The organism is Nocardioides panacisoli (genome assembly GCF_039537325.1).
In the GTDB taxonomy this organism is placed as follows: Bacteria; Actinomycetota; Actinomycetes; order Propionibacteriales; family Nocardioidaceae; genus Nocardioides; species Nocardioides panacisoli.
In genome coordinates, this window is sequence record NZ_BAABAH010000002.1 from 39331 (window position 1) to 53599 (window position 14269).

General features: G+C 72.0%; 15 protein-coding genes. 3 read left to right on the forward strand and 12 right to left on the reverse strand.

The features are described from left to right. Together ABD709_RS03145 and ABD709_RS03150 are read left to right on the forward strand one after the other, a co-directional pair. Window positions 1-792, forward strand: a complete 792-nt coding sequence (locus ABD709_RS03145) for a tryptophan 2,3-dioxygenase (RefSeq protein ID WP_344772347.1) — start codon at window positions 1-3, stop codon at window positions 790-792. After that, complete coding sequence (locus tag ABD709_RS03150; RefSeq protein ID WP_344772348.1) at window positions 789-1991, forward strand: aminotransferase class V-fold PLP-dependent enzyme; 1203 nt, start codon at window positions 789-791, stop codon at window positions 1989-1991. Before ABD709_RS03145 ends, ABD709_RS03150 begins: the two co-directional genes overlap by 4 nt. Window positions 1992-2021: 30 nt before the next feature. On the opposite strand, the gene ABD709_RS03155 is transcribed toward ABD709_RS03150, so the two are convergent. The 8 genes from ABD709_RS03155 to rpsB all read right to left on the reverse strand — a co-directional run bounded on the left by ABD709_RS03155 (window position 2022) and on the right by rpsB (window position 9149). Next, window positions 2022-2936, reverse strand: coding sequence for a phosphatidate cytidylyltransferase (locus ABD709_RS03155; RefSeq protein ID WP_344772349.1), 915 nt, complete (start codon window positions 2934-2936; stop codon window positions 2022-2024). Window positions 2937-2946: 10 nt separating this feature from the next. Continuing rightward, a complete protein-coding gene (frr, locus tag ABD709_RS03160; RefSeq protein ID WP_344773017.1) occupies window positions 2947-3501 on the reverse strand; it encodes a ribosome recycling factor in 555 nt (184 codons plus the stop codon). 48 nt (window positions 3502-3549) lie between these two features. Continuing rightward, entirely contained in the window at window positions 3550-4263 is a 714-nt protein-coding gene (gene pyrH / locus ABD709_RS03165) for a UMP kinase (protein WP_344772350.1), read from the reverse strand. Window positions 4264-4315: 52 nt separating this feature from the next. Then, window positions 4316-4624 (reverse strand): hypothetical protein, encoded by a 309-nt coding sequence (locus ABD709_RS03170; RefSeq protein ID WP_344772351.1) that lies wholly within the window; start codon window positions 4622-4624, stop codon window positions 4316-4318. Beyond that, window positions 4621-5934 carry a TFIIB-type zinc ribbon-containing protein gene (locus ABD709_RS03175; RefSeq protein ID WP_344772352.1) on the reverse strand — a complete coding sequence of 438 codons (1314 nt, stop codon included), beginning with the start codon at window positions 5932-5934 and terminating at the stop codon, window positions 4621-4623. Before ABD709_RS03175 ends, ABD709_RS03170 begins: the two co-directional genes overlap by 4 nt. Window position 5935: 1 nt before the next feature. Continuing rightward, window positions 5936-7135 (reverse strand): SHOCT domain-containing protein, encoded by a 1200-nt coding sequence (locus tag ABD709_RS03180; RefSeq protein WP_344772353.1) that lies wholly within the window; start codon window positions 7133-7135, stop codon window positions 5936-5938. Between the two features lie 143 nt (window positions 7136-7278). Beyond that, the gene (gene tsf, locus ABD709_RS03185; protein ID WP_344772354.1) at window positions 7279-8088 is read right to left on the reverse strand and encodes a translation elongation factor Ts; all 810 of its coding nucleotides are present in this window, start codon (window positions 8086-8088) and stop codon (window positions 7279-7281) included. Between the two features lie 44 nt (window positions 8089-8132). Next, window positions 8133-9149 carry a 30S ribosomal protein S2 gene (gene rpsB / locus ABD709_RS03190; protein WP_344772355.1) on the reverse strand — a complete coding sequence of 339 codons (1017 nt, stop codon included), beginning with the start codon at window positions 9147-9149 and terminating at the stop codon, window positions 8133-8135. Window positions 9150-9489: 340 nt separating this feature from the next. Between rpsB and ABD709_RS03195 the strand changes: the two genes are divergently transcribed. After that, window positions 9490-10071, forward strand: a complete 582-nt coding sequence (locus tag ABD709_RS03195) for a M23 family metallopeptidase (protein ID WP_344772356.1) — start codon at window positions 9490-9492, stop codon at window positions 10069-10071. An 18-nt stretch (window positions 10072-10089) separates the two neighbouring features. Here ABD709_RS03195 and ABD709_RS03200 read toward each other — a convergent pair whose 3' ends face one another. The 4 genes from ABD709_RS03200 to ABD709_RS03215 all read right to left on the reverse strand — a co-directional run bounded on the left by ABD709_RS03200 (window position 10090) and on the right by ABD709_RS03215 (window position 14264). Then, a complete protein-coding gene (locus tag ABD709_RS03200; protein ID WP_344773019.1) occupies window positions 10090-10989 on the reverse strand; it encodes a tyrosine recombinase XerC in 900 nt (299 codons plus the stop codon). A gap of 118 nt (window positions 10990-11107) precedes the next feature. Next, window positions 11108-12259, reverse strand: a complete 1152-nt coding sequence (locus ABD709_RS03205; RefSeq protein WP_344772357.1) for a DNA-processing protein DprA — start codon at window positions 12257-12259, stop codon at window positions 11108-11110. Then, entirely contained in the window at window positions 12256-13860 is a 1605-nt protein-coding gene (locus tag ABD709_RS03210) for a YifB family Mg chelatase-like AAA ATPase (RefSeq protein WP_344772358.1), read from the reverse strand. Before ABD709_RS03210 ends, ABD709_RS03205 begins: the two co-directional genes overlap by 4 nt. Further along, entirely contained in the window at window positions 13860-14264 is a 405-nt protein-coding gene (locus ABD709_RS03215) for a YraN family protein (protein WP_344772359.1), read from the reverse strand. The genes ABD709_RS03210 and ABD709_RS03215 overlap by 1 nt, the downstream gene beginning before the upstream one ends. Between the last annotated feature and the right edge of the window lie 5 nt (window positions 14265-14269).

The following is a 14269-nucleotide window of genomic DNA, read 5'->3' on the forward strand; positions in this document are numbered from 1 at the left end:
GTGACCGACCCCCATCCCTCGCTCACCTACCGCAGCTACCTCGCCCTCGACGAGGTGCTGGCGGCGCAGCGGCCCCGCTCCGACGAGCACGACGAGATGCTGTTCATCGTCATCCACCAGGTCTACGAGCTGTGGTTCAAGCAGCTGCTGCACGAGCTCGCGGCGCTCCAGGCGCACCTGGTGGCAGGCGGCACACCCCACGCCCTGCACACCCTGCGCCGGGCGCTGACCATCCTCAAGGTGATCGTCGCCCAGGTCGACATCCTGGAGACGATGACGCCCCGCGAGTTCACGACGTTCCGCGGGCGCCTCGACGCCTCCAGCGGGTTCCAGTCCGAGCAGTTCCGCGAGCTCGAGGCCGTCCTCGGGCGACGCGAGCCGAAGGTCTTCGAGCACTACCCCGAGGACACCCCTGCGCGACGCCGGATCGAGGAGGCGATGGCCCGGCCCGCCCTGTTCGACTCCTACCTGCACTACCTCGCGCACGAGGGGTACGCCGTCCCGCCGGCCGCGCTGGACCGCGACGTGCGGTCGCCGTGGGAGGCCTCCCCCGAGGTGCAGGAGGTCCTGCTGGCCGTCTACGGCGACGACGGCGGCGCGGCCCAGGTCGCCGAGCGCCTGGTCGACCTCGACGAGGGACTCCAGGAGTGGCGCTACCGGCACGTGAAGATGGTCGAGCGGACCATCGGGGCGAAGCCGGGCACCGGGGGCTCCGACGGCGCGGCCTACCTGTGGACCACGGTCGCGCGCCCTGTCTTCCCCGACCTGTGGGCCATCCGGAGCCGGATGTGACCGGGCCGCTGACGCTCGCCGACCTCACCGGGACGGACAACGCGCTCGCCCCGCACTACTCCCGGTTCCGCGTCGCCGAGAGGCTGTTGCTGACCGGGCACTCCCACCAGGCCTGGCCCGACGTCGCCCGCGAGGCACAGCTGGCGGCCTACGACGCGGCCGCGGAGCTGGTGGACGACAAGTGGGACCGTGCCTTCGAGCAGGCCGACCGGGTCCGCGCCGGCTTCCGCGCGTTGCTGGGCGACGCCGACGCCGACATCGCGCTCGGGTCCAACACCCACGAGCTCGTCGTGCGGTTCCTGTCCGCCCTGGACCTGCGCGCCCGGCCGCGGCTGGTCACGACCGACGGCGAGTTCCACACGGTCCGCCGCCAGCTCACCCGGCTCGTCGAAGCGGGCCTCGAGGTGGTGCGGGTGCCGGCGGACCCGGTCGGCACGCTCGCGGAGCGGCTGGCCGAGACCGTCGACGGCCGCACCGCCGCGGTGCTCGTGTCGTCGGTGCTCTTCGAGACGGCCCGGATCGTGCCCGGACTCGCGCAGGTGGCGGAGGCGTGCCGGGACCGGGACGCCCAGCTTCTCGTCGACGCCTACCACCAGCTCGGGGTCGTGCCCTGCGACCTCGCCGCCGACGGGCTCGGCGACGCGTGGGTGGTCGGCGGCGGCTACAAGTACCTCCAGCTCGGCGAGGGCAGCTGCTTCCTGCGGCTGCCCGCCCACGCCCAGGAGCTGCGGCCCGTGCTGACCGGCTGGTACGCCGAGTTCGGCGCCCTGGCGACGCCCGCGGACCCGGACCGGGTCGCCTACGCCGGGGGCGGGGACCGGTTCGCGGGGTCGACGTACGACAGCACGAGCCACTACCGCGCCGCCCGGGTGCTCGACTTCTTCGCGGAGCAGGGTCTGACGCCGCGGCTGCTGCGCGCGGTGTCCCAGCACCAGCGCGGCGTGCTGACCGCCGCCTTCGACGAGCTCGCGGTCGCCGACGGCCTGATCACCCGCGACCGCGAGACGCCGCCCGAGGCCTTCGCCGGCTTCGTCTCGCTGACCAGCCCCCGCGCCGCGGAGCTGCAGGCGGCGCTCGCCGCGCGCGGCGTCCGCACGGACAGCCGCGGCGAGCACCTGCGGCTCGGGCCGGCGCCGTACCTCACCGACGACCAGCTCGTCGACGCCGTCGCGATCCTCGGCGAGGTCCTCGCGGCTTGACCCCTTCGACCTGCGACGCGATCGGCCAGCTCAGCTGAAGACGGCGTAGTGGAGGAGGAGCCAGACCGGCGCGATCGTCGCGAGGAGTGAGTCGAGCCGGTCCATCAGCCCGCCGTGGCCCGGGATGATCTGGCTCATGTCCTTGATGCCGAGGTCGCGCTTGATGACCGACTCGCACAGGTCGCCCAGCGTCGCCATCACCACCGCGATCAGGCCGAGGCAGATGCCGGCCCACCACGGACCGTCGAGCAGGAACACGACGAGCGCCCACCCGGCCGCCACGCACGAGATCGCCGAGCCCGCGAAGCCCTCCCACGACTTCTTGGGGGAGATCACCGGCGCCATCGGGTGCTTGCCGAACAGCACACCGGCGACGTAGCCGCCGATGTCCGAGGCGATCGTCACCAGGATGAAGGTGATGATGCCGGCGACGCCGTCGTCGTCGAGCCCGCCTCCGGTCCAGGTCTTGCCGCCCTCGGCGAGGAGCAGCGCGACGAACGAGCCGACGAACGGCACGTAGACGAGGGTGAAGACCGCGGCCGTGGCGTTCTTGACGTAGCCGTCGACGCCGCGGCGCAGCAGCCACAACATGATCACCAGGGCGCTGACCGCGGTCGCGGTGACGAGCGCGGCGGCGCCGGAGACGTACGCGACGACGACCATCACGACGCCGCCGACCATCAGCGGCTGCTCGGGCAGGTCGATGTCCTTGGCGAGCAGCCCCTTGCGCATCTCCCACACCGCGACGACGACGGCGGCCGCGACGATGAGCATGAACGCCGGCTTCCAGAAGAAGAGGGACGCGGCGATGGCGCCGAGCAGCACGACGGCAGAGCCGACGGCGGCCTTGAGGTCGCGACCGGCGCGGCCGTGGTCCTTCTTGGCGGGCTCGGGTGCGGGTACGGCGTCCGCGGGCGTCGCGCCGCTCATCGAGATGTCGTCCACCGAGTTGTGCTCAGACCTCGAGCAGCTCGGCTTCCTTGTGCTTGAGCAGGTCGTCGATGGCGTCGGTCTGCTTCTTGGTCATGCCGTCGAGCCGCTTCTCCGCGCCGGTGACGTCGTCCTTGCCGACATCCCCGTCCTTCTCGAGCCTCTCGAGCTGCTGCTTGGCCTTCTGGCGCACCTGGCGCACCGCGATCCGGCCGCCCTCGGCCTTCTCCTTGGCGAGCTTGATGAACTCCTTGCGGCGCTCCTCGGTGAGCTCGGGGAACACGCAGCGCAGGACCTGGCCGTCGTCGGACGGGTTCACGCCGAGGTCGGACTCGCGGATCGCCTTCTCGATGTTGGCCTTGGCGCCGACGTCGAACGGCTGCACCAGGATGATCCGGGGCTCCGGCGCCGTGAACGAGGCGAGCTGCTGGATCGGAGTCGGGCTGCCGTAGTAGTCGACCATGATCTTGCTGAACATGCTCGGGTGCGCTCGGCCGGCCCGGATGGTCGCGAACTCCTCGCGGGTCGCCTCGACCGACTTCGCCATCTTCTGGTCGGCCTCGTTGAGGATGTCGTTGATCACCGGTTCTCCTTCTCCTGTTCCACTGGTCGGCCTGGCGAGCAGGCGTCAGCCGGCGCTGACCAGCGTGCCGATCTTCTCACCCTTGACCACCCGCAGGATGTTGCCCTCGGGCTCCATCCCGAACACGACCATCGGCAGCTTGTTCTCCCCGCACAGGGCGAACGCGGTCTGGTCCATGATCCGAAGGCCCTCTGCGATGGCCTGCGCGTAGGTCAGCTCGTCGTACTTCGTCGCGGTGGGGTCCAGGTGCGGGTCGGCGCTGTAGACGCCGTCGACGCCGCTCTTGGCGACCAGGACCACGTCGCACTTGCTCTCGAGCGCCCGCTGCACCGCGACGGTGTCGGTCGAGAAGTACGGCATGCCCATGCCGGCGCCGAAGATGACGACCCGGCCCTTCTCCATGTGGCGGATCGCCCGGCGTGGGATGTAGGGCTCGGCGACCTGGCCCATCGTGATCGCCGTCTGCACGCGGGTGTCGATGTCGAGCTTCTCGAGGAAGTCCTGCAGTGCGAGGCAGTTCATGACGATGCCGAGCATGCCCATGTAGTCGGCGCGGGCGCGGTCCATGCCGCGCTGCTGGAGCTCCGCGCCACGGAAGAAGTTGCCGCCGCCGATGACCACCGCGATCTGGGTGCCCGCTTCGACGACCGAGGCGATCTCCTTGGCGACTCCTTGGACGACATCGGGGTCCACCCCGAGGTTGCCGCCGCCGAACACCTCGCCCGAGAGCTTCAGCAGCACCCGCCTGTAACCCGTCACGCTGCGACCCTACCGGGCCGCCTCCGCGGCTGTCGCACCCGCGCGGCCGCGGTCACGGGATCCGCTGGACCCGCTGCCGGTGCTTGTCCTTGTTGTCCTTGTCGATGTCGGAGTCGCGCGTCTTGGAGATGTGGTCGACCTTCTCCTCGCTCCCCCGGACCGGCTGGGCGTCGATGATCGTGTCCCGCTCGAACTGGTGCGACTTGTCGGTGTTGCGGTAGTAGCGGTAGATCAGCCAGTACGTCGCCGCGCCGCCGGCGGGCCCCGCGGCGAGCAGCCACACCGGGTTGCTGTCGCCGCTCGAGGACTGCACCAGCGCCGGCACGACGTGCGCCAGGCCGAGGACCACCTCGCCGATCACGACGTCGCCACCAGGAACGCGCCTGCGACACCCTCGAGGAGGGTGCCGATGGTGAACGCCGCGAGGAGCAGCTTGGGCTGCGAGACCGGGATGCTGCCCATCGTCTCCCCCGTCCGGGCGTTGACCGCGATGTAGTGGAGCAGGCCGTTGCTCTGCTGCTGGTAGGAGTAGAGCCACACCGGGAGGTACATCGACACCCAGCGGGACCCGCCGACGTCGATCTTCTCCTGCTCCCAGCGCACACCCCGGTCGAAGCGCCCGAGCGACCCACGCACCTGCGACCTGCCGATCGAGAGGAGCTGGTCCTCGAGGACGGGCTTCATCCCCTCCACGTTGACGTCGCGCTTCTCGCTGGTGAAGCCGACCAGGTAGCTGGCGTTCCACTGGACCGCGTTCTTGGTGTCGAACGGCAGGATCGTGTTGATGATGTTGTTGGTGTTGGTGGGACCGAACTGCGCCCGCTCCGCCGAGCCCTCGACGGTGAGGTCGTCGACGGTGAAGTCCACCTGCCGCGCGACCTGGTAGACGTCGGCGGCGTAGTAGGTGACCGTGTTGTCGCCCGACTTCTCCGTCCAGCGCCGGGTCTGCACCTCGCCCTTGCCCCAGTACTGCCCCTCCGCGCGGGCGTCGATCACCAGGTAGGGCAGGTAGACGCCGAGCACGTTCTCCGGCACGAACTCCGCCTTGAACCGGCGGTGGGCGAAGAGCCGCCTCTTGCCCGCGAACTCGCGGATCCTCTCGACCGCCTCGTCCTTGGTGAGCTTGAAGGGCAGCACCGCGTCGGGGACGGCCCCGTTGGGGATCTGCTGGTTGACGTTGAGCGTGTGCCGGCACCAGTGGCACCGGGCGTTGAGCGAGTGGGCCGTGTCGACGACCACCTCGGCGCCGCAGGCCTCGCACTTGAAGGTGAGCATGTCGGCCGCGTCGGCCTGGATGTCCTTCGCGCCGCTGGCAACGATGGTGCCCTCGAGCTGGTCGATGCCGACGCCGAGGCCGAACTCCTCCTCGACCCGGGCCTCCTGCCACTCGTTGCGGCAGAAGTGGCACACGAGCATCCCGGTGGAGCCGCGCAGGCTCACGTCGGTCGAGCCGCACTTCGGGCACTTGTTCAGCCCGTCCTTGAGCGACTCGTTGATCGTCTCGATGCTCGGGCCGGGTTCCGGCTCTGCCTTGGCGGCGGCGAGCTCCTCCTCCAGGGAGAGGGGCGGTCCGTCGAACGTGGGCTGCTGCGGCGGCTGCTGCTGGCCGGCGGTCGGAGGAGGAGGCGGCGGGGGCGGCGGGGGCGCGGCGGCGGGAGGTTCCTGGGTCATCTCAGAGACCGAGCGCCTTCGCCTTGGCCGCGTCGTAGTCCTCCTGGGTGATCAGACCCGCGTCGAGCATCTGCTTCGCCTTGGTCAGCACCGCCATCGGGTCGTCGGCCGCCGGGGCCGCGGGCGCAGCGGGGGCCGCGGGCGCGGCCGGCGCAGCGGGAGCGGCCGGCGCCTGCTGGACCGGCTGCTGGAGACCGCCCAGCCCGGCACCGCCTGCGGCCATCCCCATTCCGATCAGCCCGCCGGGACCGGCGTTCTCGCCGGCCGACTCGAAGCCGGCAGCGACGGAGGCCTGCAGGTTGGCGTTGCCACGGGCGCCCGACAGCGCGTCGGCGCGCTGGACGTTCTTCAGCAGCTCGCGGGTGTTCGCGTCGTACTCGATGGAGATGATCGCGGTCTTGACGATCTCGATCCCGCGGCCGGTCTTCCACTGGTAGTTCTGCTCGACGGCGGCCGACAGCGACTGGGCGAAGCCGATCGAGTCCTGCTGCAGGCGGGCGATCCGGTTCCCCTTGGCGGGGTCGTTGGTGTACATCGAGAACGCGGGGGCCAGCGAGCCCACCACCTCGTTGAAGAGCTGCTCGCCGGCGGGGTTGTCGATGTCGGTGAAGTCGAAGACACCCTTGCCGCCGATCACGCCGGCCGGGACGAAGTTCCGGATGAAGGTCAGCGGATCGGTGATCTTCAGGGTGTAGGTGCCGCGCGTGATCGCGCCGACCTGGGTGTTGAGGAAGGCGTCGTCCCAGTAGATCTCCGACTGGGTGCCGAACTTGTTGTTGGGCAGCTCCTTGAGCGCCACGAACACCGCGTTCTGCTGAGCGGAGGGACGGCCGCCGAACTTGAAGCGCTCCCAGCTCTGCTTGATCACGGCGTCGACCAGGCCGCCGCCGGTGAACACCGACTGCGAGGCCGGCTCCTCGGACTTCCACTCGTAGGCACCTGGCTCGGCGGCGAAGCCGGTGAAGGCGCCGTCCTCGAGCAGCACGAGGCCGTAGCCCTCGGGCACCACGAACTTCGACCCGTTCGTGATGACGCCGTCGGAGCCCTTGTCGTTGCTGCCGCGCCCCCTGTTCTCGCCCCTGCGCACGGCCGGGAAGATCGCGGCCGTCGGGGACAGCCCGTCGGGGACGGTGTAGAAGTCGACCCACTGGTCGGCGAGGGTTCCGCCGATCGAGCCGATCGCGGCTTGGATGAGTCCCACGGTGACGATCTCCTTCAGGTGACGGCCGGACGCCCAAACCTACCTCGCCGGAGGGGGCCGCGCGTCGTCCTTCGGAGCGAAAAAGACGGCGGCCGGGGCGGTGATCGATCACCGCCCCGGCCACCGCCGGTGTCACGCTGCCGTCAGGCGCCGACCTCGAAGCGGGCGAACCGCTTGAGCGTCGTACCGGACTCGTCGAGGACGGCCTTCACCGTCTTCTTGTTCTCGGTCACCGAGGCCTGCTCGAGGAGGACGACCTCCTTGAAGAAGCCGTTGAGGCGACCCTCGGCGATCTTGTCGACGATCTGCTCCGGCTTGCCCTCCTCGCGCGCGGTGGCGGCGCCGATCTCGCGCTCCTTGGCCACGACGTCGGCGGGCACCTCCTCGCGGGTGAGGTACTGCGGGCGCATCGCGGCGACCTGCATCGCGGCGCTGCGCGCGGCGTCGGCGTCACCGTCGTACTCGACGAGCACACCCACGGCCGGCGGCAGGTCGGCCGCCCGCTTGTGCAGGTAGGCGACGACCGGGCCGTCGAAGTAGACGTACTGGCCGAGCTCGATCTTCTCGCCGATCGACACCGCTAGTCCCTCGACGATGTCGGCGACGGTCTCGTCGCCGACCGCAACGGACTTGAGTGCCTCGACGTCGGCCGGCTTGGCCTCCGCCGCCGCGTCGGCGATCTTCTGGGCGGTCGCGATGAAGTCGTCGTTCTTGGCGACGAAGTCGGTCTCGGACTTCAGCTCGACGAGCACGCCGGGGGCGTGCGCGACCAGACCGGCCGAGGTCTCGCGCTCCGCACCGCGCTTGGCCGCCTTGGCGGCGCCCTTCACACGGAGCAGCTCGACGGCCTTGTCGAAGTCGCCGTCGGTCTCGTCGAGCGCCTTCTTGCAGTCCATCATCCCGGCGCCGGTCAGCTCACGGAGCTTCTTGACGTCGGCCGCGGTGAAAGCCATGGATCTCCCTCGATCTAGGTGGGTCGTGAGTACGTCGCCGCGGCTCAGGCCTCGGCGGGGGCCTCGGCGTCGGCGGTGGCGTCGGCGTCGGCGGCGGGCGCCTCGGCGTCGTCGGCGGGGGCCTCGGCGGGGGCCTCGGCCGGAGCCTCGGTCTCGGCGGGCTGCTCGGTCTCGGCGACCTCGGCGGCCACCGCAGCGGCCTCCTCACCCTCGCTCGAGGCACCGGTGGCCTCGGACGCCGGCTCGTCGACGGCGGGGTCGCCGCCGGTGGCCTCGGTGGCTGCGGCCTCGGCGTCGCCGCTCAGCAGCTCGCGCTCCCACTCGGCCAGCGGCTCCTCGGCCGTCGGCGCCTCGCCGGCGCCCTTGCCGCCCGAGCGGGCGATCAGGCCCTCGGCGACCGCGTCGGCGACGACGCGGGTCAGCAGGCCGACGGCGCGGATCGCGTCGTCGTTGCCCGGGATCGGGAAGTCGACCAGGTCCGGGTCGCAGTTGGAGTCGAGGATCGCGATGATCGGGATCCGCAGCTTGCGAGCCTCCTCGACCGCCAGGTGCTCCTTGTTGGTGTCGACGATCCAGACCGCGGACGGCGTACGGCCCATCTCGCGGATACCGCCGAGCGACTTGTCCAGCTTGTCGCGCTCGCGGCGCATCTGGAGCAGCTCCTTCTTGGTGCGGCCGCTGGCGGCCACGTCCTCGAAGTCGACGTCGTCGAGCTCCTTGAGGCGGTTGATCCGCTGGTGCACGGTCGAGAAGTTGGTGAGCATGCCGCCCAGCCAGCGCTGGTTGACGTAGGGCATGCCGACGCGGGTCGCCTGCTCGGCGATCGCCTCCTGGGCCTGCTTCTTGGTGCCGACGAACATGATCGTCCCGCCCTTGGCCACGGTCTCCTTGATGAAGGCGTAGCTGCGGTCGATGTAGGCCAGCGACTGCTGCAGGTCGATGATGTAGATGCCGTTGCGCTCGGTCATGATGAAGCGCTTCATCTTCGGGTTCCAGCGTCGGGTCTGGTGTCCGAAGTGGACGCCGCTCTCGAGGAGCTGGCGCATGGTCACGACAGCCATGATGGGTCTCCTGTTGTTGTGTTCTCAGTTGGTCCTGTCGCCTGCGCGCGGCCCGACCGGGCCGAGGTCTGCGCCTCGTTCCGGACTGAGAGCCGTCGCCCACGGGTGGCCGGATCCCCAGGAGTTCCCACGGGATCCGTCGCGGTCTGCAAGCGAGCGAATTTCCGGTCGCGGGCACGCCCACGACCGGTTGTCCTCCAGAGTAGTGCCTGACCGTCCTCCCCCGTTAATTCACCGGGCGGGCCAGGAACCGTGCACAGGGGTGGCGCCGGGCGCGGTTCCTCCACAGGCCCCGTCGCACCGGGTCGGCGGGGTCGCCGCCCGGACGCAGCCTGGAGGCATGAACCTCCGAGCGCCCGTCACCCTGGTCCTGCTGCTGGCTCCGGTCCTGCTCTGCGCGGCGGTGCCGAGCGCGTACGCCGAGGACGACCCCGCCGGCGTCTGGCCGCTCCGGCCGCAGCCGGAGGTGGTGGCGGGCTTCGACCCCCCGGACTCGACCTACGGCGCCGGGCACCGGGGGGTCGACCTGCTGGGATCCGTCGGCCAGCGGGTGTTCGCGTCGATGGCCGGCACCGTGACCTGGGCCGGGATGCTGGCGGGCCGCGGCGTCGTGGTCGTCGACCACGGCGCGACCCGGACGACCTACGAGCCGGTGGCGCCGTCGGTGCACGTCGGCGAGCGGGTGCCGATGGGCGCACCGATCGGGTCGCTGGAGCTCGTGGGCTCGCACTGCTTCCCGCGCGCGTGCCTGCACTGGGGCTGGATCCGGAACAGCGACGACGTCTACCTCGACCCGCTGCTGCTGGTGGGCGCCGGACCGGTGCGCCTGCTGCCGCTGTGGCGGGACGACCCGTTCGGGCTGTCGACCGACCGGTCCCGGTCGCCGTACGCCGGCTGGCAACCGCTGCTCGCCGACTGGTGACGCAGCCCGGCTCCGCGCTCAGGCCCGCGGGTGGGCCTGCTGGTAGGCCCGGCGCAGCCGGTCGGTGGTGACGTGGGTGTAGCGCTGGGTCGTCGCCAGGGAGGCGTGACCGAGGAGCTCCTGCACCGAGCGCAGGTCGGCGCCACCCTCGAGCAGGTGCGTCGCCGCCGTGTGCCGCAGCCCGTGCGGACCGAGGTCGGGCGCGCCCGGCACCGCCGCGAGCAACCGGTGCACGACGGTGCGCACGGTGCGCTGGTCGACCCGCTTGCCGCGCGCGCCCAGGAACAGCGCCGCGCCGGATCCTTCCACCGCCAGCAGCGGCCGGCCGGTCGACCGCCACCGGTCGAGCGCGGCAGCGGCAGGGTGCCCGAACGGGACCGTGCGCTCCTTCCGGCCCTTGCCGAAGACCCGGACCACGTTGCGGTCGCGGTCGACGTCGTCGACGTCGATCCCGACCAGCTCCCCGACCCGCATGCCGGTCGCATAGAGCAGCTCCAGCATCGCGACGTCGCGGAGTCCGATCGGGCCCCCGTCCGCCGCCTGCTCGATCGCGGCCTCGATCAGGGCGCGGGCCTCGTCGGCGCGGAGCACGTCGGGCAGCGTCTGGTGCGGCTTCGGGGATCCCAGGGCGGAGCCGGGATCGGCGGCGACCCGCCCCGTGCGGGCGAGCCATGCGGTGAACACCCGTGCGGACGTCGCCCTGCGGGACAGGGTGGTGCGCGACCGTCCCATGCTCTGCTGACGGGCGAGCCAGCTGCGGAGCGTGCGCAGGTCGAGCCCGGCCACCTCGGTCAACCCGAGCCGGTGGGCGTGGTCGAGCAACCCCGTCACGTCGCCGAGGTAGGCCTTGACGGTCAGCGGGGCCACGTCCCGCTCGGACCGCAGGTGCCGCTCGTAGTCGCCCAGGACGCGCGCCATCGGCTCGGGCAGCTCGGCTGTCCGGTCCGTGGGCTCGGCGTCGGTCACGACCCGATCGTAGGGAGGATCCGACGCCGTCCGGCGGACGCCGCGCGCCACGTCTGCCGGCGGCGCGGACTCAGGCCCGCGCCGCGTCCGTGAGGTGCCAGCCCCTCCCCTCCCGGACCGCGAGCCCGACGCTCTCCAGGTGCGTGAGGGCGCGCTGCACGGAACCGATCGCGAGACCGGTGGCGTAGGCGATCGAGTCGGCACCGGCCCCCTCCGCGACGGGTACGCCGTCGAGCACCCGGCGCTGGTTCGGGGTGAGCGCGTCGCGGGGGTTCTCCGGTCCGCGCGGCTCGACGGTGAGATGCTCGCCAGCCGGGCCGACCAGCTCGAGCACGTCACGACCGCAGGTCACCAGTGTCGCGACCCCGTTACGGATCGCCTGATGGGTGCCGATCGAGGTGGCCATGGTGACCGGGCCGGGAACCGCCATCACCACCCGGTTGAGGCGGGTCGCCCAGCTCACGGTGCAGAGCGCACCGCTGCGCGCCGCGGCCTCCACGATCACCGTCCCCCGGGCGAGCGCGGCGATCAACCGGTTGCGCACGAGGAACCGGATCCTGGTGTGCGCCGCGCCCGGCGGCGCCTCGGACACCACGAGGTGCTCGGCGGCGAGGTGCTCGATCATCCGGCGGTGCGCCGGCGGGTAGGGCCGGTCGGCGCCACCGGCCAGCACCGCCACCGTGACCCCGCCGGGCGCACTGACCGCGCCGCGGTGCGCGGCGTAGTCGATGCCCACGGCGGCGCCGGACACCACCGGCACCGCGGCGTGCCCGAGCTCGGCGGCGATGTCCCCCGCGAGCTCCTCGCCGTAGGTCGTCGACGAGCGGGACCCGACGACGGCGACCGAGTCGGCGAGCCGGTCGAGACGGCCGGGACCGCGGACCCACAGCCCCAGCGGCACACCCCCACGGTCGATGAGCGGGTCGCGCTGACCCTCGAGGGCGTCGAGCTGGGTGGGCCACTCCTCGTCGAGCGGGGTGACGAACCGCTGTCCCGTGTGCTCGGCCCGGCGGAGCTCCGCGTCCACGTCGAGCGCGTCGAGCCGTACGGCGACCGCCTCGAGCAGCTCGTGCCGGCTCGGGTCCTCGTGCAGGGCGCGCAGCAGCCCGACGCCCCCGAGCTGGCGGGCCAGCGCCAGGTAGCGCCAGTCCCCCGGCTCGACGACCAGGCTGAGCACCTTCAGCGCCAGCCGCTCGTCCTCGATCTCGGTGACGGCCGTCATCCCGCGGCCTCCTCGAACGCGACCCGCAGGTCCAGCGGCTGCCCCGCCCGCAGTCGCAGCGCGACGCCGACCTCGTCGACGCCGGGGTGGACGTCGACACCGAGCCGTACCGACGCGAGATCGGCGACGGTCCACGCCATCCGCATCACGCGCACGGCGCCCCGCGCGCTGAGCCGCCCCCGGTAGGTCTCCAGGTCGACCAGGGCCTGGGCGTCCTGCCGCAGCGGCCAGGCGTCCTTGAGCCGCGGGCTGGGGATCTGGCTGTTCAACCGCCAGCTGCAGCCCGCGAAGCGCTCGTGCTGGCGCTCACGGGCCGCGGTGACCCGCGCCCGGATCTCGGCCGACGACTCCGGCGGGCGGAACATGTCGCGGCTCGACCCCTTGGCCGGCCGGAGGTGCCGGGTGATGTCGATCCGGTCGATGACCGGTCCCGATACCCGCGCCCGGTAGGCCCGGCGCACGGCCTCGAGGCACTTGCACCGGTCGAGCTGCGGGTCGTTGCTGTAGTTGCCGCAGGGGCACGGGTTGGCTGCGAGCACCAGGAGGCCGCGCGCCGGCAGCCGCACCGACTCCTCCTGCCGGGCGATGGTGATGTCGCCGTTCTCGAGCGGTTGCCGGAGCGCGTCGATGACGTCGGAGCGGAACAGGGGGAACTCGTCCAGGAACAGCACGCCGCAGTGGGCTCTGCTGAGCTCGCCGGGTCGCACCTGCCCATGACCGCCTCCGATCACGCTGGCCTTGCTGGCGTCGTGGTGCGGCGCCGAGAAGGGCGGCCGCACGAGCATCCCGTCGGCGGGGTCGAGGATCCCGGCGAGCGAATGGACGGCGGTCAGCTCGAGCGACTCCTCCGGAATCAGGTCGGGGAGGATCGTCGGGATCCGCTCCGCGATGCTGGTCTTCCCGGCTCCCTTGGGGCCGCTCAGCAGGACCGCGTGGCCACCGGCGGCGGCGACCTCGACGGCGTACTTCACGTCGAGCAGCCCGTGCAGGTCGGCCATGTCGAGCTCGTCGAGCCGCTCCTCGCCACGCCAGGTGAGCAGCTGGGTGCCGGACGATGCCGCGACCGGCGGCGCCGTGGGCACCTCCTCGCCCCTGAGCAGTGCCACGACCTGCGCGAGCGAGCGGACACCGAGCACCTCGACGCCGGGGACCATCGCCGCCTCCTCCGACTGGGGCTCGGGCACGAACACCCGTCGGACGCCGCGCTCGGCGACGGCCAGGACCATCGGCAGCACGCCGACCGCGGGCCGGAGCCCTCCGGAGAGCGTGAGCTCGCCGATGAAGGCGGCGCCGTGGAGCGCGCTCGCGGGCAGCTGGGCGTCGGCGCCGAGGACCGCGACCGCCATGGCCACGTCGAAGTGGGTGCCCGACTTCCGCAGGTCGGCGGGCGCGAGCAGGATCGTGCTGCGCTTGGTCACCGGCCAGTGCAGGCCGCTGTTGTGGACCGCCATCCGGATCCGCTCCTGTCCCTCCCGCAGCGCCGTGTCGGCACGACCGACCATCGTCACGCCCGCCTGCCCGGGTGACACGTCGGCTTGGACGTCGATCAGGTGGCCGAGCGCCCCGTTGAGCGCCACCGTGTGCGCCGTCGCGAACGGCATCAGGCCAGCCCCCGCACGTGGTCGACGACCGCCGCGCCACGCCTCGGCCGGAGCACGGCGACCAGGTCGATCCGGGTCTCCGGCGGCCGCAGCCCCCTCTCCTGGGCCCAGCGCTCGGCCAGCCGCTTGAGGCGGTCGAGCTTGGCGTCGGTGATCGCCTCGTGCGGCGTCCCGGCCACCAGGCTGGTCCGGGTCTTCACCTCGCACGCGACCAGCACCTCGCCCTCGCGCAGCACCAGGTCGAGCTCGCCCTCGGCACAGCGCCAGTTGCGCTCGAGGAGCACCAGCCCCTGTCCCGTCAGGTAGCGGGCCGCCACGTCCTCGCCGTAGCGGCCCAGCGCGATCCGCGCCTCAGCCGTCGCGGGCTGGTGCGCCGTCGCCGTCGTCTCCGTCGTCTCCGTCATGTCCG